The 23,514-nt window shown below is 67.1% G+C and carries 18 protein-coding genes and 1 pseudogene; 2 read left to right on the top strand and 17 right to left on the bottom strand.

Features of this window, described 5'->3' with window-relative positions:
- Positions 1 to 483: 483 nt before the first annotated feature.
- The 7 genes from cysG to FHG66_RS19470 all read right to left on the bottom strand — a co-directional run bounded on the left by cysG (position 484) and on the right by FHG66_RS19470 (position 10,836).
- Positions 484 to 1,962 carry a siroheme synthase CysG gene (cysG, locus tag FHG66_RS19440; RefSeq protein WP_139078713.1) on the bottom strand — a complete coding sequence of 493 codons (1,479 nt, stop codon included), beginning with the start codon at positions 1,960 to 1,962 and terminating at the stop codon, positions 484 to 486.
- Positions 1,934 to 4,588: a nitrate reductase gene (locus tag FHG66_RS19445; RefSeq protein WP_139078716.1), complete on the bottom strand. Its 2,655-nt coding sequence runs from the start codon at positions 4,586 to 4,588 to the stop codon at positions 1,934 to 1,936. The genes cysG and FHG66_RS19445 overlap by 29 nt, the downstream gene beginning before the upstream one ends.
- Positions 4,585 to 4,920, bottom strand: a complete 336-nt coding sequence (gene nirD / locus FHG66_RS19450) for a nitrite reductase small subunit NirD (RefSeq protein ID WP_139078718.1) — start codon at positions 4,918 to 4,920, stop codon at positions 4,585 to 4,587. The genes FHG66_RS19445 and nirD overlap by 4 nt, the downstream gene beginning before the upstream one ends.
- On the bottom strand, positions 4,917 to 7,376 hold the full coding sequence (gene nirB / locus FHG66_RS19455; protein ID WP_139078719.1) for a nitrite reductase large subunit NirB: 2,460 nt from the start codon (positions 7,374 to 7,376) through the stop codon (positions 4,917 to 4,919). Before nirB ends, nirD begins: the two co-directional genes overlap by 4 nt.
- A gap of 64 nt (positions 7,377 to 7,440) precedes the next feature.
- Entirely contained in the window at positions 7,441 to 8,700 is a 1,260-nt protein-coding gene (locus tag FHG66_RS19460) for an MFS transporter (RefSeq protein WP_218013918.1), read from the bottom strand.
- Between the two features lie 325 nt (positions 8,701 to 9,025).
- A complete protein-coding gene (locus tag FHG66_RS19465; RefSeq protein ID WP_176556354.1) occupies positions 9,026 to 10,246 on the bottom strand; it encodes an ABC transporter substrate-binding protein in 1,221 nt (406 codons plus the stop codon).
- Positions 10,243 to 10,836, bottom strand: coding sequence for an ANTAR domain-containing response regulator (locus tag FHG66_RS19470; RefSeq protein ID WP_218013919.1), 594 nt, complete (start codon positions 10,834 to 10,836; stop codon positions 10,243 to 10,245). Before FHG66_RS19470 ends, FHG66_RS19465 begins: the two co-directional genes overlap by 4 nt.
- A gap of 185 nt (positions 10,837 to 11,021) precedes the next feature.
- Between FHG66_RS19470 and FHG66_RS19475 the strand changes: the two genes are divergently transcribed.
- Complete coding sequence (locus FHG66_RS19475) at positions 11,022 to 13,337, top strand: Tex family protein (RefSeq protein ID WP_139078723.1); 2,316 nt, start codon at positions 11,022 to 11,024, stop codon at positions 13,335 to 13,337.
- A 6-nt stretch (positions 13,338 to 13,343) separates the two neighbouring features.
- Here the strand turns inward: FHG66_RS19475 and FHG66_RS19480 are convergent, their stop codons facing one another.
- The 8 genes from FHG66_RS19480 to FHG66_RS19515 form a co-directional block, all read right to left on the bottom strand.
- A complete protein-coding gene (locus FHG66_RS19480; protein WP_139078725.1) occupies positions 13,344 to 14,462 on the bottom strand; it encodes a THUMP domain-containing class I SAM-dependent RNA methyltransferase in 1,119 nt (372 codons plus the stop codon).
- Positions 14,463 to 14,566: 104 nt separating this feature from the next.
- Complete coding sequence (locus FHG66_RS19485; protein ID WP_139078727.1) at positions 14,567 to 16,555, bottom strand: hybrid sensor histidine kinase/response regulator; 1,989 nt, start codon at positions 16,553 to 16,555, stop codon at positions 14,567 to 14,569.
- Positions 16,556 to 16,751: 196 nt separating this feature from the next.
- Positions 16,752 to 17,693: an MYG1 family protein gene (locus FHG66_RS19490; RefSeq protein ID WP_139078729.1), complete on the bottom strand. Its 942-nt coding sequence runs from the start codon at positions 17,691 to 17,693 to the stop codon at positions 16,752 to 16,754.
- A gap of 159 nt (positions 17,694 to 17,852) precedes the next feature.
- Positions 17,853 to 18,116, bottom strand: coding sequence for a hypothetical protein (locus FHG66_RS19495; protein ID WP_139078731.1), 264 nt, complete (start codon positions 18,114 to 18,116; stop codon positions 17,853 to 17,855).
- Between the two features lie 185 nt (positions 18,117 to 18,301).
- Entirely contained in the window at positions 18,302 to 18,580 is a 279-nt protein-coding gene (gene minE / locus FHG66_RS19500) for a cell division topological specificity factor MinE (protein ID WP_139078743.1), read from the bottom strand.
- A gap of 2 nt (positions 18,581 to 18,582) precedes the next feature.
- Positions 18,583 to 19,401, bottom strand: a complete 819-nt coding sequence (gene minD / locus FHG66_RS19505) for a septum site-determining protein MinD (protein ID WP_139078733.1) — start codon at positions 19,399 to 19,401, stop codon at positions 18,583 to 18,585.
- A gap of 9 nt (positions 19,402 to 19,410) precedes the next feature.
- The gene (gene minC / locus FHG66_RS19510) at positions 19,411 to 20,181 is read right to left on the bottom strand and encodes a septum site-determining protein MinC (RefSeq protein ID WP_139078735.1); all 771 of its coding nucleotides are present in this window, start codon (positions 20,179 to 20,181) and stop codon (positions 19,411 to 19,413) included.
- A 304-nt stretch (positions 20,182 to 20,485) separates the two neighbouring features.
- A complete protein-coding gene (locus FHG66_RS19515; protein WP_139078737.1) occupies positions 20,486 to 21,625 on the bottom strand; it encodes an aminotransferase class V-fold PLP-dependent enzyme in 1,140 nt (379 codons plus the stop codon).
- 501 nt (positions 21,626 to 22,126) lie between these two features.
- Between FHG66_RS19515 and FHG66_RS19520 the strand changes: the two genes are divergently transcribed.
- Positions 22,127 to 22,546, top strand: a complete 420-nt coding sequence (locus FHG66_RS19520; protein WP_139078739.1) for an RNA polymerase subunit sigma-70 — start codon at positions 22,127 to 22,129, stop codon at positions 22,544 to 22,546.
- Between the two features lie 81 nt (positions 22,547 to 22,627).
- Here the strand turns inward: FHG66_RS19520 and FHG66_RS21755 are convergent, their stop codons facing one another.
- Together FHG66_RS21755 and FHG66_RS19525 are read right to left on the bottom strand one after the other, a co-directional pair.
- Positions 22,628 to 22,774, bottom strand: coding sequence for a hypothetical protein (locus FHG66_RS21755; RefSeq protein WP_176556355.1), 147 nt, complete (start codon positions 22,772 to 22,774; stop codon positions 22,628 to 22,630).
- 632 nt (positions 22,775 to 23,406) lie between these two features.
- Positions 23,407 to 23,514, bottom strand: a pseudogene (locus FHG66_RS19525) (IS5/IS1182 family transposase); the annotation flags it as partial.

Raw genomic sequence — 23,514 nt, forward strand, 5'->3', positions numbered from 1 at the left:
CCAGGAGACCGAGGTGCGCCACGAGCACATCCAGGACACCGTGCGCAAGACCGAGGTCGAGATCGAGGACGAGCGCACCGGCGAGCGCAGCTCGCTTACCGGCGGCACCAAGGATACGACCGGCGGGTACTGATGGCTATGGGACTGGAGAGGTCCTTGGACCTCTCCTGACCTAAGACGGCTTGACGCGCGGTCCTTCGGGGCCGCGCGTTTTCGTTAGGCTTGGATCGCCGTGGAGCGCAGCCAGCTCCTACGAATGCAGGGCTCGGCAGTGCTTGTCGCGCGCAAGAGGCGGAGGCGCGCCGGCGGATTTCGAGACTGGTCACGAAGCCTTCGCGCAGTCTCCCGCCCGAAGCCATGAAGCGGATCGCCATGGCGATCCCAGGAACTCTACCTCAACCGCTTTTACGACCAGCACCTATGCTAGGCCACAAGCAACGCACCGTTGCCACTGGCTGGTCAGGGGAAAGCTTGGATAAAAGGTCAGGCCCGAGCCTGGAATGGGTTGTCACCAACGCCAGCCTCGTCCGGAGCCATGGCCGCGAGGTCGGCCCGCCCTTCTGCGAAGACCCGGCCTACTCCGATGAGGACGGGGGCCTCGGGGTCGCAGCGATCCACGGCTTGGCCCAGTTCGTCCAAGCGGACGATCATCGTTGTCGCCCCGGGACGGCCGAGCGCGGTCGCGACGGCCACCGGCGTCTCGGGGACGAGACCAAGATCGATCAGGCGGCGGGCGATCTGGTCCGCCATGCGCCGTCCCATGTAGAACACGGTCGTGGCCGAGGGATCGGCGACCGCCCTCCAGTCCAGATCCTCCGGCAGTCCTCCGTGACGCGAATGCCCGGTCACGAACCGTACCGACTTGGCATGATCCCGATGGGTCAGGGACACGCCGATCCGGGCCGCCATCGCCTGCGCCGCGGAAATGCCGGGGACCACCTCGTAAGGCAGGCCATGGGCTTTCAAGGTCGCAATCTCCTCGCCGGCGCGGCCAAAGATCATGGGATCGCCAGACTTGAGGCGGACCACGCGCCGTCCCGCCTTGGCCAGGGTCACCATGAGGTCGTTGATCTCGGACTGCTGACAGGAGGGGCGGCCGGCGCGCTTGCCGACGAGGATGCGCTTGGCTTCCCGGCGCGCGAGTTCGAGAACCTCGTCGGCCACGAGGTCGTCGAACAGGATGACGTCGGCAGACTGGAGGGCGCGGACGGCCTTGAGCGTCAAGTACTCGGGGTCGCCGGGGCCCGCGCCGACAAAGGTCACGTGGCCCCCGGTGCGGGCGGGGAACTCGATCAGACGCAGAAGGTCGGCTTCGGCGCTGGCCTCGGGCGCGGGGCCAAAAGCACGATCCACGAAGTTTTCCCAGAACGCGCGGCGGGCGGGACCCGGGGACAGTCTCGCGTTCAGCCGGTCCCGGACCACCTGGGCCAAGGCCCCCCACTGCGCCAGGGATCGCGGAAGAAGCGTCTCGATCCGGCGTCGGACGGCTTGGCCAAGGATCGGGGCCGCGCCGGTCGTCGAGATGCCGACCACCACCGGCGAGCGGTTCACGACCGAGCCGAACTGAAACTGGCAGAACGCCGGGTTGTCGATGACGTTGACCGGAACGGCCGCCGCGCGCGCCGCATCCAGGAAGGCCTGTGCGCGGTCGGGATCTTCCTCGTCGGCGATGGCGAGGGCGCAACCGTGCAGAAGGTCTGGCGTCCAGTCCTGCGGCAGATGATGGACTGTCCCGGACGCGACCAGTCCGGCCATCTCGTCCTCCAGTTCCGTCGCGGCGACCGTCACGTGCGCTCCGGCGGCGGCGAGGAGTTCGGCTTTCCACGCGGCGGGGTCGGTGCCACCGGCCACGAGCGCGCGCTTGCCACGGAGGTCGAAGAAGACCGGCAGGACCGAGAGCGGCTCGACACGGGCGGGTCCGGCAGTGGACCCGTCATTCGGCTGCGATGGAGCGTTGCGCATGGATCAACTCCCTGATCTCGGAGCGGCAGGAGCCGCAGTTGGTGCCGGCCTTGGTGGCGGCCCCGATGGCCTCGACGGTGGTGACGCCGTTCCGCACGGCGTTCGTGATCTCATTGAGTCCAACGCCCATGCAAGCGCAAACGATACGACCCCTGTCGGGCATCGGCACGGGCGCCCGGCCGGACAGGAGCGCGCGGCGGTCGGATGGTGTCAGCGGACCGCCCGCAGCAAGGAGCGACAGAAGCCATGCGCGGTCAGGAAGCCGGCCGGGCGGGGCGACCAGCAGCGCCTCGGCCAGCGCGCCGTCCGGGCCAAGCGAGGCAGCGCGCCAGGTTCCGGCCCGCTTGTCGGCGTAGTCGATCAGCGCATCGCGGGTTGCCGGCGGGAGGAGCGCGCGCGCAAGCAGGACGCCCTCTTTGGGGGGCTCGGCTCCGGCCAGTTCATAGGCCCAGCCACCCGCGACAGGGGCTCGGCTCCAATGCAGAAGGCCGGTGGGGCGGATGTCGCGCCGCGTCAGGAGCAGGCCGACCCAGCGCAGGGGGGCCTGGGTGATGCGAACGGGAACATGCTTGAGTTCGGGCTGGCCGGACAGGGCGTCGGTGGCCGGGTTGGACACCGCGCCTGCGCCCGCTCGGGCGGCGAAAAGACCGCTCCAGTGCATGGGCAGGAATGCCTCGCCAGGCCGCTGGGCATCGCTGACCCGCAGCCTGGCTAATGCCTGACCGAAGGCGCTTTCGACCTGCACGAGGTCGCCCGTCTCCAGGCCAAACCCCTGAGCCTCGCGACGGGCCAAATCGAGCACCGGCTCGGGGGCGTGGGACATAAGGCGCGGAACCAAGCCGGTGCGGGTCATCGTGTGCCACTGGTCCCGCAGGCGGCCAGAGTTGAGCGCGATCGGGTAGTCGCCGTCGACGGGTCGGGCAGGACCCTCCTGCCGGACGGGGACGAGGCGGGCCAGGCCGTCGGGATGGGCAAAGCGGGTGGCAAGGAGGCGGCCGCCGGGCTGGGCGCCGCGTCGGACGGGCCATTGCACCGGCGCCATCGCCTCATAGTCCGCATCGGCGAGGTCGCTCAGCGCGCCGAGGTCGAGGAGACGCTCTCCGTCGTTCTCGAAGGCGGTCAGGGCGGCGTGCTCGCGGAAGATCTCGGCGCGGCTGCGGTAGGGGAATGCTGCTGCAAAGCCCATGCGGCGGGCCACGTCGGAAAGGATAGCCCAATCGGGACGGCATTCGCCAGGGAGCGGCACGAAGGCTCGCTGGCGCGAGATACGGCGTTCGGAGTTGGTGACGGTGCCGTCCTTCTCACCCCAAGCGGCGGCGGGGAGAAGGACATCGGCATGGCGCGTCGTGTCGGTGCGGGTCACATCCGACACGACGACGAAGTCGCAACGACCCAAAGCCTCGCGGACGCGACCGGCATCCGGCATGGACACGGCGGGATTGGTACCCATGATCCAAAGAGCTTTGAGCCTGCCTGCGCGGGCGGCCTCGAACAGGTTGACGGCTTTGAGGCCCGGCGTCCGGGCGAGGTTCGGGGCGTTCCAGAAGCGGGAGACGCGGTCCAGTTCGGGCGCGGCAAACCCCATATGCGCGGCAAGCTGGTTGGCGAGGCCGCCGACCTCCCGCCCGCCCATGGCGTTCGGCTGGCCGGTGACGGAGAAGGGGCCCGCGCCCTCGCGCCCGATCCGTCCCGTGACGATGTGGCAGTTGAGGATCGCGTTGACCTTGTCCGTGCCGTGCGCGGACTGGTTCACGCCCTGGCTGTAGACAGTGACGGTGCGAGGGGTCTGCTCGAACCAAGCGTAGAAGCGGGCGAGGTCTGCGGGGTGGACGTCGCAGCCCTTGGCGACGCGGCTCCGGTCAGGGGCGTCGGCCTGCGCAAGTGCGAGGGCCGCGTCGAAGCCGGTGGTGTGGGCCGCGATGTAGGCAGGGTTGGTGACGCCGCTGGCCGCCAGATGCGCTAGCAAGCCATTGAAGAGGAGCACGTCGCTGCCAGGACGGATGGCGAGATGGAGGTCGGCGTCCTCGGCGCTCGCGCTGCGGCGAGGGTCGATGACGACGACCTTGGTGCCGCGCTTCTCGCGGGCGGCGAGGAGGCGCTGGTGCAGGACCGGGTGGCACCAGGCGAGGTTGGAGCCGACGAGAACGACGAGGTCGGCCTGCTCCAGATCCTCGTAGCTGACGGGGACGATGTCTTCGCCAAAGGCGCGCTTGTGACCCGCGACCGAGGACGCCATGCAAAGGCGCGAGTTGGTGTCGATGTTGGCGGTGCCGATGAAGCCCTTCAGGAGCTTGTTGGCAACGTAATAGTCTTCGGTGAGGAGCTGGCCGGAAACGTAGAAGCCGACGGAGTCGGGGCCGTGGTCGCGGACCGCTTGGGTGAACCGCTGCGCCACGAGGTCGAGGGCGGTGTCCCAGCTGGCGCGTTGGCCCTTGATCTCCGGGAAAAGGAGGCGGCCGTCGAGAGCCATCGTCTCGCCCAGCGCCGAGCCCTTGGAGCAGAGGCGGCCGAAGTTCGAGGGGTGCTCCGGGTCGCCCCGGACATGGACCTTTCCGCCCTCCAGGCGGGCGAGGACGCCGCAGCCCACGCCGCAATAGGGGCAGGCGGTGTGGACCTCTCCGCTCACGCCGCGACCCTCGCACCGATGGCGGAGCGCAGGATCAGGACGCGGGTGCCCTCGACGCGGACGGGAATCGTCTCCACAGCACCCTTGTCGGCGCCCTGAGCCTCGCCGGTTTCCAGCGAGATGACCCAGTTGTGCAGGGGACAAGTAACGGAGTGACCGTGGACGATTCCTTCGGTCAGCGGGCCACCCTTGTGGGGACATTCGTTGCGGATCGCGAAGACGCGGTGGTCGGCGGTGCGGAAGACGCCGATCTTGCCGGTGGGTGTCTGCACACAACGCGAGCCCCGCAGGGGCAGGTCATCAAGAGCGCCGATGTCGATCCAGATGCTCATTGCGCAGCCTCCTGATAGCCCACGACCGCCATGGGCTTGAATTCGTGCTTGTCCTTGCCCGAGACGCGCTCGGACCAGGGGTCCACCTGGGCGAACCTTTGGGAAAAGACGAAGCGGTCGAAGAACGCCTTCCTGCGGGGAAGATCCTCCATGATCTGCCGCTTGATCTCGGGGACGCCGATCCGCTTGGTCCATTTGTAGACGCGCTCGAGGTAGCGGGCCTGCTCGCGGTACATCTGCGTGAGCGCAACGACGATCTCCAGGGCTTCGTCCTCGGTCGCGGCATGGCCCAGGACCTCGGTGCCCTTGATGTCGAGCCCCGCTGCTCCGGCGAAGTGGATCTCAAAACCCGAGTCCACGCAGATCACGCCGATGTCCTTGCAGGTCGCTTCGGCGCAGTTGCGGGGGCAGCCCGAGACGGCGAGCTTAAGCTTCGCGGGCGTCCAGGAGCCCCACATGAACTTCTCGAGCCGGATGCCGAGGCCCGTGGAGTCCTGGGTGCCGAAGCGGCACCAGGTGTTGCCCACGCAGGTCTTCACCGTGCGGAGGCCCTTGGCGTAGGCCTGGCCCGAGACGAAGCCCGCGCGCCCGAGGTCGGCCCAGACGGCCGGCAGGTCCTCCTTGCGGATGCCCAGCATGTCGATGCGCTGGCCGCCCGTGACCTTGACAGCGGGAATGGCGAACTTGTCCACCACGTCCGCGATGGCGCGGAGTTCCGACGACGACGTCATGCCGCCCCACATCCTGGGAACGACCGAGTAGGTGCCGTCCTTCTGGATGTTGGCGTGGACGCGTTCGTTGATGAAGCGGGACTGGTAGTCGTCGGCGTACTCGCTCGGCCAGTCGCAGACGAGGTAGTAGTTCAGGGCCGGACGGCACTTGGCGCAGCCGCAGGAGGTCGTCCACTCCAGTTCCTGCATCACGGCGGGGATGGTCTTGAGGCCTTTGGCGACGATGAGACGGCGCACCTCGTCGTGGCCGTGGGTGGTGCAGGGGCACATCGGCTGGACGGCGGCGGGGTTGTAGCGGTCGCCCAGTTCCAGCTTCAGCACCTTCTCCACGAGGCCCGTGCAGGTCCCGCAGGAGGCCGAGGCCTTGGTGTGGGCGCGGACGCCGTCGAGATCGGTCAGGCCCTTGGCGCGGATGGCGCCAGTGATCTTGCCCTTGCAGACGCCGTTGCAGCCGCAGATCTCGGCGTCATCCGAGAGGGCCGCAACGGCCGCCAAAGGGTCCGTGGGGGTGCCCCCCTGGCCCGCCTGAAAAGCCTGTCCGAAGATCAGCGTGTCCCTGATCTCGGAGACGTCGGTGGCCTTCTTCTTGAGGTCGTTGAACCAGGCGCCGTCGGCGGTCTCGCCATAAAGGACGGTCCCGATGATACGGTCGTCCTTGAGAACGATGCGTTTGTAGACGCCCGCGCTCGCGTCGCGCAGCACGATCTCCTCGCGGTCGTCCCCTTCGGCGAAGTCCCCCAAGCTATAAAGATCGATGCCCGTCACCTTGAGCTTGGTGGGCGTGTCCTGATGGACGAAGCGTGGCGTGGTGTCGCCCGTCAGGTGGGCAGCCAGCACCCGGGCCTGCTCATACAGCGGGGCAACGAGGCCATAAACCTGTCCACCCACCTCGGCGCATTCCCCCAAGGCGAAGATAGCGGGGTCGGAGGTCTGCATTCCATCCGTGGTGACGATGCCCCGCGCGACCTCCAGCCCGGCGTCTCGGGCGACCTGGACGTTGGGGCGGATGCCCACGGCCATGACGACGAGGCTGGCCGGGATCAGCGTGCCGTCCGCCAGTTCGACGGCCCGGACGCGATCCTCACCGAGGATAGCCTTGGTGTTGGCCTTGGTGATGACGTGGATGCCGCGGCGCTTGAGCTCCTGCTCGAGGAGGTAGCCGGCGGCGGGGTCGAGCTGGCGCTCCATCAGCGTCGGCATGACGTGGAGGACGGTGACCTCCATGCCGCGCAGCTTGAGACCGGCGGCGGCCTCGAGGCCAAGTAGACCTCCGCCGATCACGACGGCACGGCCCCCCTTTTGCGAAGCCTCCAGCATCTTCTCCACGTCGTCGAGGTCGCGGTAGGCCAGGACGCCGGGGAGGTCCTTGCCCGGGACCGGGATCATGAAAGGGTTGGAGCCGGTAGCGATTACGAGGCGGTCGTAGACTGCCGTCACTCCCTGGTCAGAGGTGACCGTCCGTGCTTTGCGGTCTATTCCGACGATCCGGTGGCCGCGGTGGAGCGTGATCCCGTGGCTGGCGTACCAAGCGTCGTCGTGGATCACGATGTCCTGAAAGCTCTTCTCGCCCGACAACACGGGGCTGAGCATGATGCGGTCGTAGTTCACCCGCGGCTCGGCGTTGAAGATGGTCACGTCGTAGGCGGCCGGGGCAGCTTCGAACAGGTGGTCCAGCATCCGGCCCGGGGCCATGCCGTTGCCGATGATGACGAGGCGTTCGGTCATTGTCGGGATCCTCGGTCTGAAGATGGAAGATGGCGCGGCAGCGGGCGGCCGCGCCGTTGACGGCTTATTCGGCCGGGACGGGGGCCGGGCCGGCCATGCGGCGAATGGCGAGACCCATCCAGGCGCTGCAAAGGGCGACCAGCACGAAGAGGAGGAGGAAGCAGCTCGACCACAGGCCGGTCGCGTCCTTGAGCGCTCCGAAGGCGAAGGGCAGGACGAAGCCGCCCAAGCCCCCGATCATTCCCACGAGGCCGCCGACTGCGCCCACGTTGGTGGGGTAGTAGACGGGGATGTGCTTGTAGACCGCGGCCTTGCCCAGGGCCATGAAGAAGCCGAGCACGAAGATCACGGCGATGAAGACCGGGGTGGACAGGGCGGCCTGCGCGGTCCCGTCAGCGGCGTTCCCCGACGACGGGGCCGAAAGGATCAGGGTGCAAACGGCCGAGACCGCGAACGTCCACCACAGCACCTTGCGCGCACCGATCTTGTCCGACAGGTGCCCGCCCCAGGCACGGACCACCGAAGCCGGGATCGAGTAGGCGGCGCCGATCATGCCGGCGGTCTTGATGTCGAAGCCGTAGACCCCGATCAGGTAGCGCGGCAGCCAGAGCGCCAGCGCAACGAAGGCTCCGAAGGAGAAGAAGTAGTACAGGGCGAAGCGCCAGACGCGGATGTCCTTGAGCGGCTCGAACTCCTTCAGAAAGGGACGGGCCGGGGCGGCGGCCCCCTGGCGACGTGCAACGATCACCGGATCGTCCTCGGTGGTGAACCAGAACACGACGGCCATGACCGCGAGGGCGGCGGCCCAGACAAGGGCGGTCGTCTCCCAGCCATAGGCCACGAGCACGAAGGGCGCGACGAACTTGGTCACGGCCGCGCCCACGTTGCCCACGCCGAAGATGCCCAGCGCCGTGCCTTGCTTACCGGCCGGGTAGAAGCGGGACACGTAGGCCACGCCAACCGCGAAGGACCCGCCCGCGAGGCCGACGCCCAGCGCGGCCAGCAGCATCTGATTATAGGTCGTGGCGAAGGACAGCAGAACGGTTGCCGCTGCAGCCAGCAGCATCGTCGCCGTATAGACGATCCGCCCACCGAAGCGGTCCGTCCAGATTCCCAGCACAAGCCGCACGAGCGAGCCCGACAGCACCGGCATCCCGATCAGGAGGCCGAAGGCGGTCTCGCTCAGCCCCAACTCCTCTTTGATCCGCACGCCGATGATCGAGAATATCGTCCAGACGGCAAAGCAGGTGGTGAAGGCGACGGTGGACATCGCCAAGGCTCTGTTGGCTGATCCGGGGTCCGGACGGGCAGGGGCATGGGGCATGGTTGCTCCTTGGATGGGAGGACAGGCTGGGGAAATGAAAAAGCCGCCGTCAGCGTGTCGCGGCGCACCCGGTCGTCGGGTGGTGCGAACTCCTGACCGGCGGCATTGCCGAGCGCCCGGCATTGGACGCTGAAATCGAAGGATCTGTCCTTAGAGCTAGCGGAGAAATGGCCGTTCGCCAACCCTAAAACTCATTGTTTGCTTTGGATAATTCTGTTCTCAGGCTGCTTGGAAAACGGGCATATCCGAGGATGACGTGCCTCTCGGGGCGCCAGTTCGCAGAGTGCCCAAGTTAGAGGCCGCCCAACACTGTTTCCTGGGCAGTTCAGCGTTCCGCCTGCGATGCGATGTAGGCATCGAGCGAATCAGGGTCGAAACGCGTTCCGTCGAAGAAACCATCGGGGCCGAGCACTAGGCTCGCACCGGCCGAGCCGACCGGCGTCGGCTCGTTCAGCGCACCCTCGACCTTGGCGTTCGCGGCGGGGAGTGCTACCCCCAGCGGACCCAGGGCGCGACGCCAGAGGTCGGGACGATAGGTGTCGCGAGCGGTGGAGGCCGAGGCGGCGTCATGGGACACCTGACCCCATCGTACCATCTGGCTGTAGAACCAGAGCGCATGGCTTTTCCACGGGAAGGTCGCGGCAGAGGCGTGCGGGACGAAGAAGTCCGGCACGCGCATGGACAGGCCGGGTCCGATGCGCAGGTCGCCTGCCAGACCAGGCCGCAGCCAGTCCAGCGGGCTGTCCACATGCGCGGGGTCGGACAGGAGACCGGCCAGTTCCTCCCGGTGCGCCGGTGCTCCGCACCAGAACGAGGCTGCATGCAACGCCCGCAGAAGGGCATTGAGCGCGTCGGGGTTCTCGTCTGCCCAGTCGGATGCGACGGCCAGCACCTTTTCGGGGCTCTGCCGCCAGATCGCGGCCTTTACCGTGGCGATCCGCCCCACTCCCCGCAGGACCGCGGCCGTGTTCCAGGGCTCGCCAGCGCAGAAGGCGTCCAGGGCACCCGAGGCGAGGGCGTCGGGCATCAAGGACGGAGGCAGGATGACGATCTCGAGGTCCTGATCCGGCACCATGCCGCAGGCTGTCAGCCAGTACCGGAGCTCGTAGTTGTGGCCCGAGTGGGGATGCACCACCCCGAAGCGAAGCGGCGCGAGGCCCTGGCCCGCGCGCCGCCGAACGACGCGGTGCAGGGCCAAGCCCGTGGTGGAGGGGACGAGGTCGGGCAGGGCGCCTTCGGACGCCACGAGTTCCCACACGGCGTTCGACACCGTGACGGCGTTGCCGCCCAATCCCAGCGCCATTGGCACCACAGTGCGCGCCGCTAGCGGCCAGAGCCCGAGATTGCATGCGATGGGCATTGGACCCAGCATATGTGCGACTTGAACATGTCCCACTGCAAGCCGGTCGCGGATGTTGGCCCAAGAGGACTCCCGCAGGAGGGTGAGGTCGATGCCCTCGGCCTCGGCAAAGCCTTTGGCCTTGGCCACCACGAGAAGCGCGCTGTCCGTGAGCGGCATGAAACCGGCGGTGATGCGGTGGGTCACAGATCGTCTCCCAGCAGGTCCGCGGCGGTCAGAAGGCTTTGGGCGATCTCGACGATCTTGCGGTTCTTGTTCATCGCGGTGCGGCGGAGAAGGGCGTAGGCCTCGTCCTCACCGATCCGCTTCTGCTTCATGAGGAGGCGCTTGGCCCGGTCCACGACCTTGCGCCCCTCGAGCTCGTCACGCGCTTCCTGCAACTCGCGCGTGAGGCGGGCGAAGGCGTTGAAGCGGCTGACCGCCATGTCGAGGATGGGCTTGACCCGCTCCTGCCGAAGGCCGTCGACCACATAGGCTGAGACGCCCGCCTCCACCGCCTGCGCGATGGCGTCGCCATCCGCATGGTCCACGAACATGGCGACGGGGCGGTTCACCACGCGGGACAACTGGAACATGTGCTCCAGCATGTCGCGGCCAGGATTTCCAAGGTCGATGACAATGACGTCCGGGGCGGCCTCCTCGATGCGGCGGGCGATCCCGGTCAGGGAATGGACCAGCGTCACCTGGTCATGTCCGGCTTCCCGCAGGCCAGCCTCGATAATCGCGGCCCGGGCGCGGTTCTCGTCGATGACGAGGATGGACAGGGACGCTGACATCATAAGGCCATAGTGCACCGGAGACAGCGCGCTGAAAAGCGCTGCGACGCAGCAAGTGGGCTCGGACCTCCGGACCTGCCCGATAATGCGGCGGATGTGTCGAAGGGCACGGCACGGGCTTGGCCCAGCGACCACGGGACGCTATGGCTGCCGCCCACGCCCCTCCCGAGCTTGCAGGAGCCCCCATGATTCAGGACGCCGTCCGCCGCATCCCCCACGTCATCGCAGCGGAGATCGGGGCCGGGGCCCAGCAGGTCGCTGCCGCGATAACCCTGCTGGATGGGGGCGCGACGGTGCCCTTCGTCGCACGCTACCGCAAGGAAGCGACGGGCGGCCTCGATGACACGCAGCTTCGCACGCTGTCCGAGCGGCTGGCGTACCTGCGCGACCTCGAGGCGCGTCGGGCGGCCATCACCGCCTCGATCACCGAGCAGGGGAAGATGACCCCCGACCTCGATAAGGCCATCGCCAAGGCCGGGACCAAGGCCGAGCTCGAGGACATCTACCTGCCGTTCAAGCCTAAGCGGCGCACAAAGGCGATGATCGCGCGCGAGAACGGCCTGCAGCCCCTGTTCGACTCGATTCTCGCGGACCGCCGGGCCGATCCCGTCGCTCTGGCGCGAGCCTACGTGACCGAGGCCGTCCCGGACACGAAGGCCGCCCTGGAAGGGGCGCGGGACATCCTGGCCGAAGGGCTGGCCGAGAACGCCGACCTCTTGGGCCGCCTCCGTGGTCATATGAGGCAGGTCGCGAGGCTGTCCGCCAAGGTCGTCGCCGGGAAGGAGGCCGAGGGCGCCAAGTTTTCGGACTACTTCGCCCATTCGGAGACCTGGGCCAAGGCTCCGTCCCATCGCGTGCTCGCCATGCTGCGGGGGCGCAACGAAGGGGTGCTCTCGGTTGATCTGGAGGTGGACGACGATGCTCCGCGCGGCGAAAGCCCGGCCGAGCGCAGTTGCGCGGCGGTGCTGAACACCTCCGGCAATGGACCCGGCGACGCCTGGCTGCGCGAGGCGGCAAGCTGGGCCTGGCGGGTCAAGCTGCGCGGGTCGCTGTCCGTAGACCTGATGGTCGAGTTGCGCGAGCGGGCGGAGGAGGAGGCGATCCGAGTCTTTGCCCGCAACCTCAAGGACCTGCTCTTGGCCGCGCCGGCCGGGGGCAAGGCGACCATGGGCCTCGACCCCGGCATCAGGACCGGGGTAAAGGTCGCCGTCGTTGACCCGACGGGCAAGGTGCTGGCGACCGACACGGTCTACCCCTTCCAGCCCAAGAACGATCTGCGGGGCGCGCAGGTGACGCTCGCGCAGCTGATCTCACGCCACGGCGTCCAGCTCATCGCCATCGGCAACGGCACCGCGAGCCGCGAGACCGAGAAGATGGTCGCCGACCTCCTGGCCCATCTTCCGGGCACCGAGAAGCCCGTGAAGGTGATCGTGAGCGAGGCGGGGGCCTCGGTCTATTCCGCCTCGGAACTTGCGGCCAAGGAATTCCCTGATCTCGACGTGTCCCTACGGGGTGCGGTGTTGATCGCGCGCAGGCTGCAGGACCCGCTGGCCGAACTGGTGAAGATCGAACCCAAGTCCATCGGCGTCGGCCAGTACCAGCATGACGTGGATCAGGGCCGGCTAGGGCGATCCCTGGAGGCGGTGGTCGAGGATGCTGTGAACGCGGTGGGCGTGGACCTCAACACCGCGTCCGCTCCACTGCTGGCCCGCGTCTCGGGCGTAGGGCCCTCGCTCGCCGCGTCCATCGTCGCCCATCGCGACCAGAACGGCCCGTTCCGAACCCGGCGCGAATTGCTCAAGGTCGCCCGTCTTGGACCCAAGGCCTTCGAACAGGCGGCGGGGTTCCTGCGGATCGCTGGCGGCGCAGAGCCGCTGGACGCGTCCTCGGTCCACCCCGAGGCTTATGACGTCGCGCGGAAGATCGTGAAGGCCTGCGGGCGGGACATCCGGGCCCTCATGGGCGATGCCGCCGCCCTCAAGGCCGTGGACCCCCGTGCGTTCGTGGACGACCGCTTCGGCCTTCCCACCGTTCAGGACATCCTGGCGGAGCTGGAAAAGCCGGGCCGCGACCCGCGACCGTCGTTCAGGACCGCCACCTTCACCGAAGGCGTCAAGGAGATACAGGATCTCAGGCCCGGGATGCTGCTGGAAGGGACCGTCACCAACGTGGCGGCCTTCGGGGCGTTCGTCGATATCGGCGTGCACCAGGACGGGCTCGTGCATGTCAGCCAGCTTGCCGACCGGTTCGTCAAGGATGCGCATGAGGTCGTGAAGGCCGGGGACGTGGTCAAGGTCCGCGTGGTCGAGGTCGACGTGCCGAGGAAACGGATCGGTCTCACCATGCGCAGCGACTCGGGCGAAGCGCGGGAGCAGGCGCGTGAACGCGGTCCGGCCAAGGACAAAGCTCCTGCGAGGGGGCCCACCTCGGCAGCTCCAAAGGGGGGCGCGTTGGGGGGCAACGCCTTTGCCGACGCTCTCAAGGGCAAGTTCGGCCGCTGAGGCCCCCTACGGGAGCGGGCGGGACGTCCGGTGAAGATGGACCCGCAGGCTCCCGTGGGGCACTGGGGGACCCGGCGGGTCGAAAGGCAGCCCCGTCGCCTTGGCCAGCGACGGCTCGCTCGTGACTAGGCCGACGCGCCAGCCCGAGAAACGGCTGCGAAGCACCTCGCCCAGAGAGGCATGGAGGCCGTAAAGCAGTCGCTTGTTGCCGATCCGGGCCCCATAAGGTGGGTTGACCATCACGAGGCCGGGCGGCCCCTCCGGTCGTTCGAGAGCCGAGATCGGCTGCGCCCGGAAATGGGTCAGGGCCGAAATCCCGGCGCGTTCGGCGTTGGCGCGGCTCATCGCGATGGCGCCAGCGTCCCGGTCGAAGCCCAGGAAGCGGAACGGCACTGCGCGGGCCATCCGGGGCTCTCGCATCTTTGCCCAGGCCGCGGCGTCGAAGGTGGCCAGCCGTTCGAAGGCGAAGGCCCGCGATCGCCCTGGTGGTAGGCCCAATGCGATCTCGGCCGCCTCGATGACGAATGTCCCTGATCCGCACATCGGGTCAAGCACGGGCTCGCGGCCCGCGTAGCCGCAGTCCCGCAGGAACAGCGCGGCCAACGTTTCGCGCATGGGCGCCTTGTTCACCGCTTCCTTGTGGCCGCGACGGTGCAGCAGCTCGCCCGACGTGTCGACGCTGATCGTGCAAAGGTCGTCCTCGACCCTCGCCACCACCCGGATCGCCGCGTCATCGCTGATCGGGACGCCGAACTCCTCGCGCAGCGCCGTCTCGATACGCTGGACGACCGCGCCCGCGTGATAGATCCGGGAGCTCTTGCAGGAGGCTTCGACCCGCACCGGCTCGTCCGGTCGCAGAACCTCTGCCCAGGGAAACTTTCGGGCACGTTTGTCGAGCTGGGCCAGATGCAGGGCACGGAACGCGCCGATCCGCGCCAGGATGCGGCTGGGGCCCCGGAGTTCTAGATTCGCGCGCCAGACGTCGCGCCAGGTGCCGCGAACGGTCACGCCGCCGACCGAGGCCACCGGATCGGCAAAGCCTTTCTCGCGCGCTTCGGCGCACAGCGCCTGTTCCAGCCCAGGTGGGGCCACGAGATAGATGTCGAAGGGATCGTCATTGGACATGCGGCCCGATAGCCGAACGGCCCCGAAGCTTCGACCCCTATCTGCGCTACGGTGGATTCGGTCGCCGGCGCGGCTGGCCGGGACCGGGAACCACCGACCTTCGCTCAGCGCCCTGACATAGCCTGCCGCAGCACGCGCGAAAGGCCCTCGACCGAGTAGGGCTTGTGCAGCAGATCGAAGCCGTGCGTGCCTTCCTCGGCCAGGACATGACTGTAGCCGCTGGTCAGCACCACCGGAACCGGGATCGCCCGTTTCCGCACCTCGCGCGCAAGCTCGATGCCGCTCATGCCAGGCATGACGACATCCGTGAACACGACAGCGAAACGGTCCGGGGTCGCCTCGAGATGATCGAGCGCGTCCTTGGCGCTAGCCACCCAGATGGTGCCGAAGCCCAGATCCTCGAGGAGCCGGGCGGCGAACTCTCCGACCAGGCGGTTGTCCTCGACCACGAGAACGCAGCCCTTGATCCGGTCCGTGTCCGGCGGCGTCTCGGCTCGCACTTCGGTCTGGCGCGCCTCGCGCCTGGCGCGTGGCAGGTAGATCGTGAAGGTGGCACCCTGGCCCGGCACGCTTCTGACGTCCACCTCGCCCCCGGACTGCTTGACGAAACCAAAGACCTGGGACAGCCCCAGGCCTGTGCCCTTGCCGACTTCCTTGGTGGTAAAGAAGGGCTCGAACACCCGGTTCCGGCAGTCCGGCGGGATGCCTTCGCCCGTGTCGGTCACGGAAAGCACGATGAAGTCGCCCGACACCCTGGCGTGGCCGCGTACCGGTGGGACGCTGTCCTTTGCCCGCAATGCGATGGTGAACCGCCCCTCACCGTCCATCGCGTCCCTCGCATTGACGGCCATGTTGATGAGGGCGGCGTCGAACTGGGTGGGATCGGCCTCGACCGGGCAATGATCGCAGTGCACCTCGGTCACGATCTCGATGCGCGAGCCAAGGACGCTGCGCAGCATGCCGCTCAGGTTCTGCACGCGCTCTACCGCGTCGAAGACCTCGGGCACCAGCGCCTGCCTCCGCGCGAAGGCAAGAAGCTGCCGCGTCAGCTGCGTCGCCCGTTCGGCAGTCTCGGCGATGGCCTCGATGTAGCGGTGACGCTTCTCTGCGGGGAGGTTGTCCCTGCGAAGGAACCCGATGGACGAGGTGATCACCGTCAGGAGGTTGTTGAAGTCGTGGGCCACGCCGCCGGTGAGCTGCCCGATGGCCTCCATCTTCTGACTTTGCCGAAGCGCCTCCTCCACCTTCATCCGCTCGGCGATCGCGGATTCCAGCTCCGCAGTCCGCTCCGTCATTGCCTGCTCCAGGCTGCGATTCAGAAGCGCCACGGCGTGATGCGCCTGCTCGCGCTCCTCCACGTCGATGCAGGTTCCGATCCAGCGGACCACCCGGCCTGAATCGTCCCGCTGGGCCACGGCTCGGCAGTCGAAGCAGCGATGTGCCCCGTCGGCGCGCTGGAACCGCAGCCGGGCCTGAAAGTCGGTGCCATCCGCAACCGACTGCTGCCAGAAGCGGACCGCGTCCTTGCGGTCCTCCTCGTGAATGGAAGTCAGCCAGCGGTCGCCCAGGAGGTCCTGGGTATCCCGCCCTGTGTAGTTTGAGTAGAGAGCATTGACCTCGGTGTTGTGGCCATCCGCATCCGTCACGAACACGAAGCCCGGCAACGCGTCGGTCAGGGCCTGGTAGCGACGGTCGGCCTCCAGCTCTGTCGTGCGGTCGCGCATGATCTTGACGTAGCCCTGGCCGCGGGCCCCGTCCTTGAGGGGCATGAGCAGCCCTGACCCCCAGAACCGCGAGCCGTCCTTGCGCAGGTGCCAGCGCTCGTTGACCGACCGGCCATCAAGACGGGCGCGGGCCATCTCGTCCTTGTGGGTTCCCGCCTCCTGGTCGGCCGGCGTAAAGATCATGGCCGCGTCCAGTCCAACCGCTTCGGCCGAGGACCACCCCATCAGCGCCTGGGCCCCCAGGCTCCAGCTCGTGATGATGCCTTGCTCGTCTACCGTGAGGATGGCGAAGTCGGTCGCGCTGTCGAGGATCAGGGAAGCGAGATCTGGCTCGGACCCTGCAAGGACGTCGTCGGCAATCTGGGTCATTGGGGCGCTTGGTATCTGGGACGGGCAGGAGTCTAACGTGGTGAACGTGCCATAGGGTCCAGCCTTGTAGCCGAGGCCTCGACGTCAGGCACCGAACCGGAGCGCCGGGCACATCGGGAGGATGACGAGACACCCTTATCGCGGGTTTCGTTCCGGGCCACACCCTGTTCAGCACCAACTCCGGCTACCATCGCGGCTAGGTATCGAGCGCCTGCTCGAGCAGCGACATGGCTCCGTCCCGGCTTCTCGCGATGGCGATGAAGCGACCGGCATGACAGAAGACCGAGTCGGCAACCCCGGTCGCGGCCACGAGGTCCGGACCGCGCAACCCGGCCCAAGCCTCGGGCAACAGCTTTCTGGACTGGAAACTGTCTCGTGAGACATTCACGGTATTGAGCTGCCACTCGTTCCGGGATGGAGCCACGACGAACACGATATCGTTCGCTCCGTCGTTCGACCCGGCCGACAGTATGGCCTCCAGGTAATCCATGGATCGCGGAAGCTCGATCCAGTTCGGGTGCGAGCGATGGGCGATCGCGTGATCCACAAGGGCCCGAGAGCGCAGACTGGCCGCCGTGCTGTCCACCTGCGCGCGCAGCATCCGGCCCGCAAAGGCCGCTGATTCGAGGAAGGCTGCATCGTCGCGGCCGGGCCGATCATCGTCGAAGGCGGGCCGGAACGCCATCAACAGGCTGGGCAACGACAGCGGATGCATCAACGCCTGCTGGCCATCCCCAAGCTCTCCGTTGTCCACGGCATCGATGTCCCGGACGAGCCCGAGGTCGACCGCCGTGTGGACCTGATCGAGGGTGTCGGGGGACAACCCTGGATCGTCGTGCGCCGCCGCGATGAAAGCCCGCCCGAAATGCTTCCAGACCAGCCCGAAGCTGGAATAGGCCAGCCCATCGGCTCGGCGTGGCCGATCCGGCTGATGGTGGTCGTAGAAGTGTTGGTCAGGCACGTAGCGGAAGCCCACGTCAAAGACGATGGCGCGGCCCTCGGCCTTGGCGATGACCCCTGCGTCCCGTGTCCGCACGAGCCGTGCCTCTGGGTGCAGCGCCGACAGCACGGCATAGGCCAGCAGGTCGTCGGCATGGAAGCTTCCGGAATGGGTGATGAGCGCCTCAATCTTGACCATGATCCCTCCTGCCTGGGTGCTGGTCAGGTGGCCTGTGGCCGAGTGGGCGTCAACCGGGAACCGTGACGCACAGGGCCGGTTCCTGCGAGGCGCGTGGCAGGCAGGTCGGGATCTCCACGTGACGCTGCCTGGGATACTGGAGCCGGACAACGAAGCCGATCAGGCGAGGTCGAGGTCGTTGTCCTCCGCCGGCTCTCGCGAAGGCTCGCCCAGGATCTGCACGATCATCGGCTCAGGGGCGCCAAGAAATTCGACAAAGGAGCGGATCTGCTCGGGGGCACGCTGCTGCTCGGACAAGACGTCGATCAGGCGGCGCAGGCCCGGCTCGTAGGCTTCATCGGTCCCACCCTCTTCGACGGCGCGGCAAAGCGCGTCGATGTCGGCATACTGGCTTCTGATCTGCTCGTAGTCATCAAGGGTCATGAGGCTTCCTGCGAACCTGGGTGTCGCAGGAAGCCATCTATGCCGAAGGCTCACTGGGGCCAGTCCCCCGGCCGCCTGTAGCAGGTCGGAAGGGCCCCGGGTTCACAATAGGCAGGCGGGCCCCGGCCCGTAAGGGGGCCACTCTGCGGCCTCACCACGCCCACTCGGCGTTTTCACCGCCAGTGTTACCGGCGCGGGACGCTCGAAATGGAGCCCGCGCCCGGAAGATCGATGTTGATCTCCAGGCTCGACCGCTCGTCCCCGCGCTCCATGCGGATATCGACGGCATCGCCATCGATCTGCATGTGCCGCCGGATCACCTCGAGGATCTCCCGCTGCAGCATCGGCAGGAAGTCGGGGTTCGACGATCCGTCGCCCCGCTCGTGCGCGAGAAGGATCTGCAGACGCTCCTTGGCGGTCTGCGCCGTCTTGGCCTTGCGATTCCCGAACGAGAAGCCAAACATGCTCATGCCGTCCATCCAAACAGCCGTTGGAAGAAGCCGGGCCGCTCCTTCATGTCCATGCGCAGTTCGATCTGCTCACCCGTCAGGCGGCCCACGGCGTCCTCGTAGGCCGTTCCGGCGCGGGACGGCTCGTCCAGCACCACGGGCGTGCCCACGTTCGAAGCCTTCAGGACCGCCGGGCTTTCCGGGATGATGCCAAGGAGCGGGATCGCCAGGATGTCCAGCACGTCCTCGACGGTCATCATTTCGCCCCTGGCGACGCGCTGGGCGTCGTAGCGGGTCAGCAAGGCGTGCGTCTTGATCGGCTCCAGCCCAGGCTGTTCGGCCCGGCGGGTCTTGCTGTTGAGAAGGCCCAGCACGCGGTCGCTGTCACGGACCGAGGACACCTCGGGGTTGGTGACGACGATGGCCTCGTCGGCGAAGTACATGGCCAGCTGCGCGCCACGCTCGATGCCGGCGGGGCTGTCGCAGACGATGTAGTCGAATTCCTCGCGCAGTTCGTTCAGCACGCGCTCGACGCCTTCGCGGGTCAGCGCGTCCTTGTCGCGGGTCTGCGACGTCGGAAGCACGAACAGGTTCTCGAGCCGCTTGTCCTTGATCAGCGCCTGCTTGAGCTTGGCGTCACCCTGGATCACGTTGATGAAGTCGAAGACGACCCGCCGCTCGCAGCCCATGATGAGGTCGAGGTTCCGCAGGCCCACGTCGAAGTCGATCACCACGGTCTTGTGGCCGCGCTTGGCGAGCCCGGCGCTGATGGCGGCAGAGGTGGTCGTCTTGCCTACGCCCCCCTTGCCGGATGTCACGACGATGATCTTGCTCACTGGCCGCTCCTATCGATTGTGTGGTTGTCCAAGGGCCTCGACGCAGAGGCGTTCGCCTTGGAGAAAGACCTGCACGCTTTGCTTTTGGACCGGGGGCCCAAGAGTCTCGCTGGTCCGATAAAGGCCGGCGATGGACAGCAGTTCGGCTTCCAGGCTTTGGCAGAAGATGCGCGCGGACTCGTCGCCATAGACCCCTGCGAGGGCCCGCCCGCGCATGTGACCGTAGACGTGGATGTTGCCCGAAGCGATCAGCTCCGCCCCCGAACTGACCGGCCCGACGATCACGAGATCGCCCTGGTCCGCTACGACCGTCTGGCCCGAGCGGACGGGGGTGGTGATGACCCGGTTCGCGGGTGGCGCAGGGTCAGCGACCTTGGCTGCCGGACGGCTCTCCTCGCGGGCCGCCGCCGTTCGGGCAGGGGCGTCACGTCCGCCGGACAGGACAATCAGCCCGGCCCCCGTGGCCGCGGCAGTCTGCTCCACGTTGCCGTTCTGAATGCCGAAGACCGACAGCTTTCGGCCGCGCAGGAACTCCACGAGCCGGAGAAGATCATCGCCCTGCACAAGCTTGCCGGACTGTTCCAGGTCGATCACGACCGGAGCCTCGGCGAAGAACTGCGGGGTTTCCCGTAGCTGGGTATCCAGCGCGGCGAGAAGCTCCTCGTCGGGGCGATCGGCAAGCCTGAGGGCGAGCGCGGTAAAGAACCGGCCGCGAAACTGGAACGCCTGGGCCGTCGTGACACCGCGTCCGCTGCGGTCTTTGGCTTTGTCTGATTGCACGCCTGGACTGATGCTCTTGCTCGAGTTCGTTCGTGACTGCAGGGCCACGCCGCCGTTGGCGGTCTCCGTAATCCCCTGGCGCACGCGGGTCCACCTTTGCGCGAGTCTCTGCGCTGCGCTCGGCAAGCTTCTGCCACCATCATGGACCAGGGACAAGGGCGCGGGTGCGCCGTGTTCCCCGACGCGCCGGCACTCGTGACCATCTGAAGAAGCCTATCGCGCGGGCAGTCCCATCCGTATGACCCAGCGGAGCGATCACCTCCAGCGCCCTGCACCCGAGCACGCTCCGGAGGACATCGTCGGCTCAGCCGAAGACGCGATCCACGACACCCCGGAGCCGCGCCACTGTTCCGTCCACATCCGCCAACTTGTCGAGCCCGAAGAGCCCCAGGCGGAAGCTGCGGAATCCTTCGGGCTCATCGACCTGCAGGGGCACCCCGGCCGCGATTTGCATGCCTTCGCTGGCGAAGCGGCGGCCCGACTGGATCTCCGGGTCATCGGTGTAGCATACGACAACGCTGGGCGCTTCCCATCCCTGTGCGGCGACCGATCTCAGCCCTTTTCCGGCCAGGAGCTCGCGCACCTGACGTCCAAGCTCCCACTGCGCCGCCTTGGCCCGGTCGAGGCCGAAGTCGCGGGTTTCCACCATCGTGTCGCGGAACTGGCGTAGGGAGTCGGTCGGCATGGTGGCATGGTAGGCATGCCCGCCTGCCTCGTAGGCTGCCATGATCGAGGACCACTTCTTTAGGTCGAGCGCAAAGCTGTTGGACGTGGTGCCATCCAGCCGGGCCTTGGCCGCCTGGGACATCATCACGAGTCCTGCGGCCGGCGTGGAGGACCAGCCCTTCTGCGGTGCCGAGATGAGGACATCGACGCCGGTGGCCTTCATGTTGATCCACACGCAACCCGAGGCCACGCAGTCCAGCACAAGGATCGCACCCACCTCGTGCGCCGCGTCCGCCAATGCCCGGATGTAATCGTTCGACAGGATAATCCCCGCAGAGGTCTCCACGTGGGGAGCAAAGACCGCGTCGGGCCGTGCCTCGCGGATGGCCGACACGACATCCTCGATCGGGGCAGGGGCATAGGGGGCGGGAGCTGCATTGCCCTGCGGGCGTGCCTTGAAGACGGTGGTCTTGGCCGCGAAGCCGCCTGCCTCGAAGATCTGGGTCCATCGGTAGGAGAACCAGCCGTTCCGAACGATCAGGGCGTGCGCTCCGCTACCGAACTGACGCGCGACGGCTTCCATGGCGTAGGTGCCGCCCCCCGGCACGACGGCTACCGCATCCGCCCCATACACGTCCTTCATCCCGGAAGAGATGTCCCGCATCACTCCTTGGAACACTTTCGACATGTGGTTCAGCGCGCGGTCGGTGAAGACCACCGAAAACTCCATCAGGCCGTCGGGATCGACGAATGACCTGTGGGCATGGATGTCGTCCATCGTCTCTCCTCCTCCTTGCGCGCTCCCTTAAACCTATGCCGCAACGCTCGGGCCGCAAACCCCGTTCAGAGGTCACGAGCCATCCATGAGACGGCGGAGGTTTCCGATGCGCGTCTGGACGCACCCCTGAGGGCCGGCTGCGATGAGCCAGCCATCTTAGGGCCGTTCGGGCGCTGCCGGAGCCAGGGAAGGGCAGGATCGCTGTCGCGCAATGATGTTTTGTGGGCAAAGCGGGGCTAGTTCGCTCGAGTCGAGGTGTGGGCAACGTCCGTTGGGCCACCGCTTGTGACGCGGTAGAAGGCTCGGGGTGGCAGTCGGGTGCCACTCCGAATGGCTGCCCAACCCTCCACTCCTTGGTCCAGGTCAGGCCGGAAAGGCCAAGTCTCGCTCTCCGACCGCGAGCATGCGACAAAGAAGCTTAAGCAAGGCATCGAAGTGCTTGATCCAGCCGAGTTTCGCGTCAACTATCCACAGGGTGAGGGAGCCACGGGGGGGACCACTATGGCCACGCTCAAGGAGTTCGAGGCAGCGCTTCGCGAGCAGGGGATGCGTCAGGCGCTGGCCATTCTCGATAAGCTGCGCGAGCGGGACCGCAAGGAACGCAAGGTGGGCGCGGCCCGGCGCGTGGTGGGCCGAAAGATGACGCCCGAGCTGGCCCGACGCATCCTGGACCTGCACGAGACCACCAAGATGACCCAGCAGGAGATCGCCTTCGAGTTGGGCGTGAACCAGGGCCGGGTCAACGAAGTCATCAAGCATGGCAAATGGCTGGTCGATGACCCCGCAGCTCCCGAAGCCGTGGCTCGCGACCGCGCCCTTGCGCGGATTCGGCAGGAAAGGCCCAAGCCGAAGGCTTCTGCCAAGCCAAAGGCTTCCACCAAGCCACGGCGCAAGGTCGCGCCTCAGCTTGCGCTGTTTTAGAGCAGCGTCCGAACAGATGATGACCTCGAGGTTCTGGAATGCGGCCAACTGACCCTTATAGGCGGCGCGGGCTTCGAACGTTCAACCGGTGACGCGTTCGTAGCAGAAGCCGAAGCGCTGCACCTCCGACTGGTACAGATGGTTCGGGACGACCACCTTGACCTCCCTCTCGAGCGCGACGTTGCTCAGATGGTCCACGAGGTCGGCGCGGGGCTCGGCGGTCGGCATCCCGGCGACCCGTCTCGTTGTCCTGGAAGGCCGGCGCGAAGGGCATCCGTCCCACGTCTCCAGGAAAAGGGTCGTGACCCGACCGGCGCGGGAGGCCTAAGGCCTCAGGAGGTTATCGGTGTTCTTGGCCTCCAGATGCGTCAAGCTCCCGAGGATCGATTGCCACGGCTTCAGGCTCATCGGGTCAGCTCCATAATCAGGCACGCGGCTGCGGCATAGCCAGGTTCGGGAAGGGTCATTTCCTTCGGGCGGTCGGGCATCTCCGCGCCCCGGCCTTCATCGAACATCTCACCGATCTGATGCCAGAGCGAGAGCCTCTCCGCCGGGGCCACGATGTCGGCGCGGTACCTTTGATCGCGCGGTTGTGCTGGTCCATCGTATAAGCCGACATCTGTGCCAAGGAGATAGTGGGCCCGCTGTTCTAGATGACCTCGCCATGGAGTTGTGGCCCGCGGTGCTGATGTAGAGGTCGCCGCTTTGAGCGCGGAAGCGTGATGCGTCTTGATCACCCGGCTGTTGGGCCATGGATGCGTGCCGGCCCCGACGCTGGCACTGGGCCCGACCAGCAAGAGACGAAGGGTATCAGCGCGCGCCGCCATCATGGCACGCTTAGAGCCTGACTCGGAACTCTTTCAGCATGCGCAATGGCTTGCGATGCGGCGGGTGAGAAGGCGTATATGGGCGATGAGGAGGAATGCGGTCGCGGAGGCATGGTTTTCTCCCAGTCCTTGGCCAGTCTT

The organism is Rubellimicrobium rubrum, from assembly GCF_006152115.1.
GTDB classification, from domain to species: Bacteria; Pseudomonadota; Alphaproteobacteria; order Rhodobacterales; family Rhodobacteraceae; genus Rubellimicrobium; species Rubellimicrobium rubrum.

What these genes read in the sequence shown, in the direction of transcription:
- cysG (WP_139078713.1), bottom strand. Translation starts at nt 1,962, where the DNA reads ATGCGCAACGCTCCATCGCAGCCGAATGACGGGTCCACTGCCGGACCC.
- nirD (WP_139078718.1), bottom strand. Translation starts at nt 4,920, where the DNA reads ATGAGCATCTGGATCGACATCGGCGCTCTTGATGACCTGCCCCTGCGG.
- nirB (WP_139078719.1), bottom strand. Translation starts at nt 7,376, where the DNA reads ATGACCGAACGCCTCGTCATCATCGGCAACGGCATGGCCCCGGGCCGG.
- FHG66_RS19460 (WP_218013918.1), bottom strand. Translation starts at nt 8,700, where the DNA reads ATGCCCCATGCCCCTGCCCGTCCGGACCCCGGATCAGCCAACAGAGCC.
- FHG66_RS19470 (WP_218013919.1), bottom strand. Translation starts at nt 10,836, where the DNA reads ATGTCAGCGTCCCTGTCCATCCTCGTCATCGACGAGAACCGCGCCCGG.
- FHG66_RS19475 (WP_139078723.1), top strand. Translation starts at nt 11,022, where the DNA reads ATGATTCAGGACGCCGTCCGCCGCATCCCCCACGTCATCGCAGCGGAG.
- FHG66_RS19480 (WP_139078725.1), bottom strand. Translation starts at nt 14,462, where the DNA reads ATGTCCAATGACGATCCCTTCGACATCTATCTCGTGGCCCCACCTGGG.
- FHG66_RS19485 (WP_139078727.1), bottom strand. Translation starts at nt 16,555, where the DNA reads ATGACCCAGATTGCCGACGACGTCCTTGCAGGGTCCGAGCCAGATCTC.
- FHG66_RS19490 (WP_139078729.1), bottom strand. Translation starts at nt 17,693, where the DNA reads ATGGTCAAGATTGAGGCGCTCATCACCCATTCCGGAAGCTTCCATGCC.
- FHG66_RS19495 (WP_139078731.1), bottom strand. Translation starts at nt 18,116, where the DNA reads ATGACCCTTGATGACTACGAGCAGATCAGAAGCCAGTATGCCGACATC.
- minE (WP_139078743.1), bottom strand. Translation starts at nt 18,580, where the DNA reads ATGTTTGGCTTCTCGTTCGGGAATCGCAAGGCCAAGACGGCGCAGACC.
- FHG66_RS19515 (WP_139078737.1), bottom strand. Translation starts at nt 21,625, where the DNA reads ATGGACGACATCCATGCCCACAGGTCATTCGTCGATCCCGACGGCCTG.
- FHG66_RS19520 (WP_139078739.1), top strand. Translation starts at nt 22,127, where the DNA reads ATGGCCACGCTCAAGGAGTTCGAGGCAGCGCTTCGCGAGCAGGGGATG.
- FHG66_RS21755 (WP_176556355.1), bottom strand. Translation starts at nt 22,774, where the DNA reads ATGCCGACCGCCGAGCCCCGCGCCGACCTCGTGGACCATCTGAGCAAC.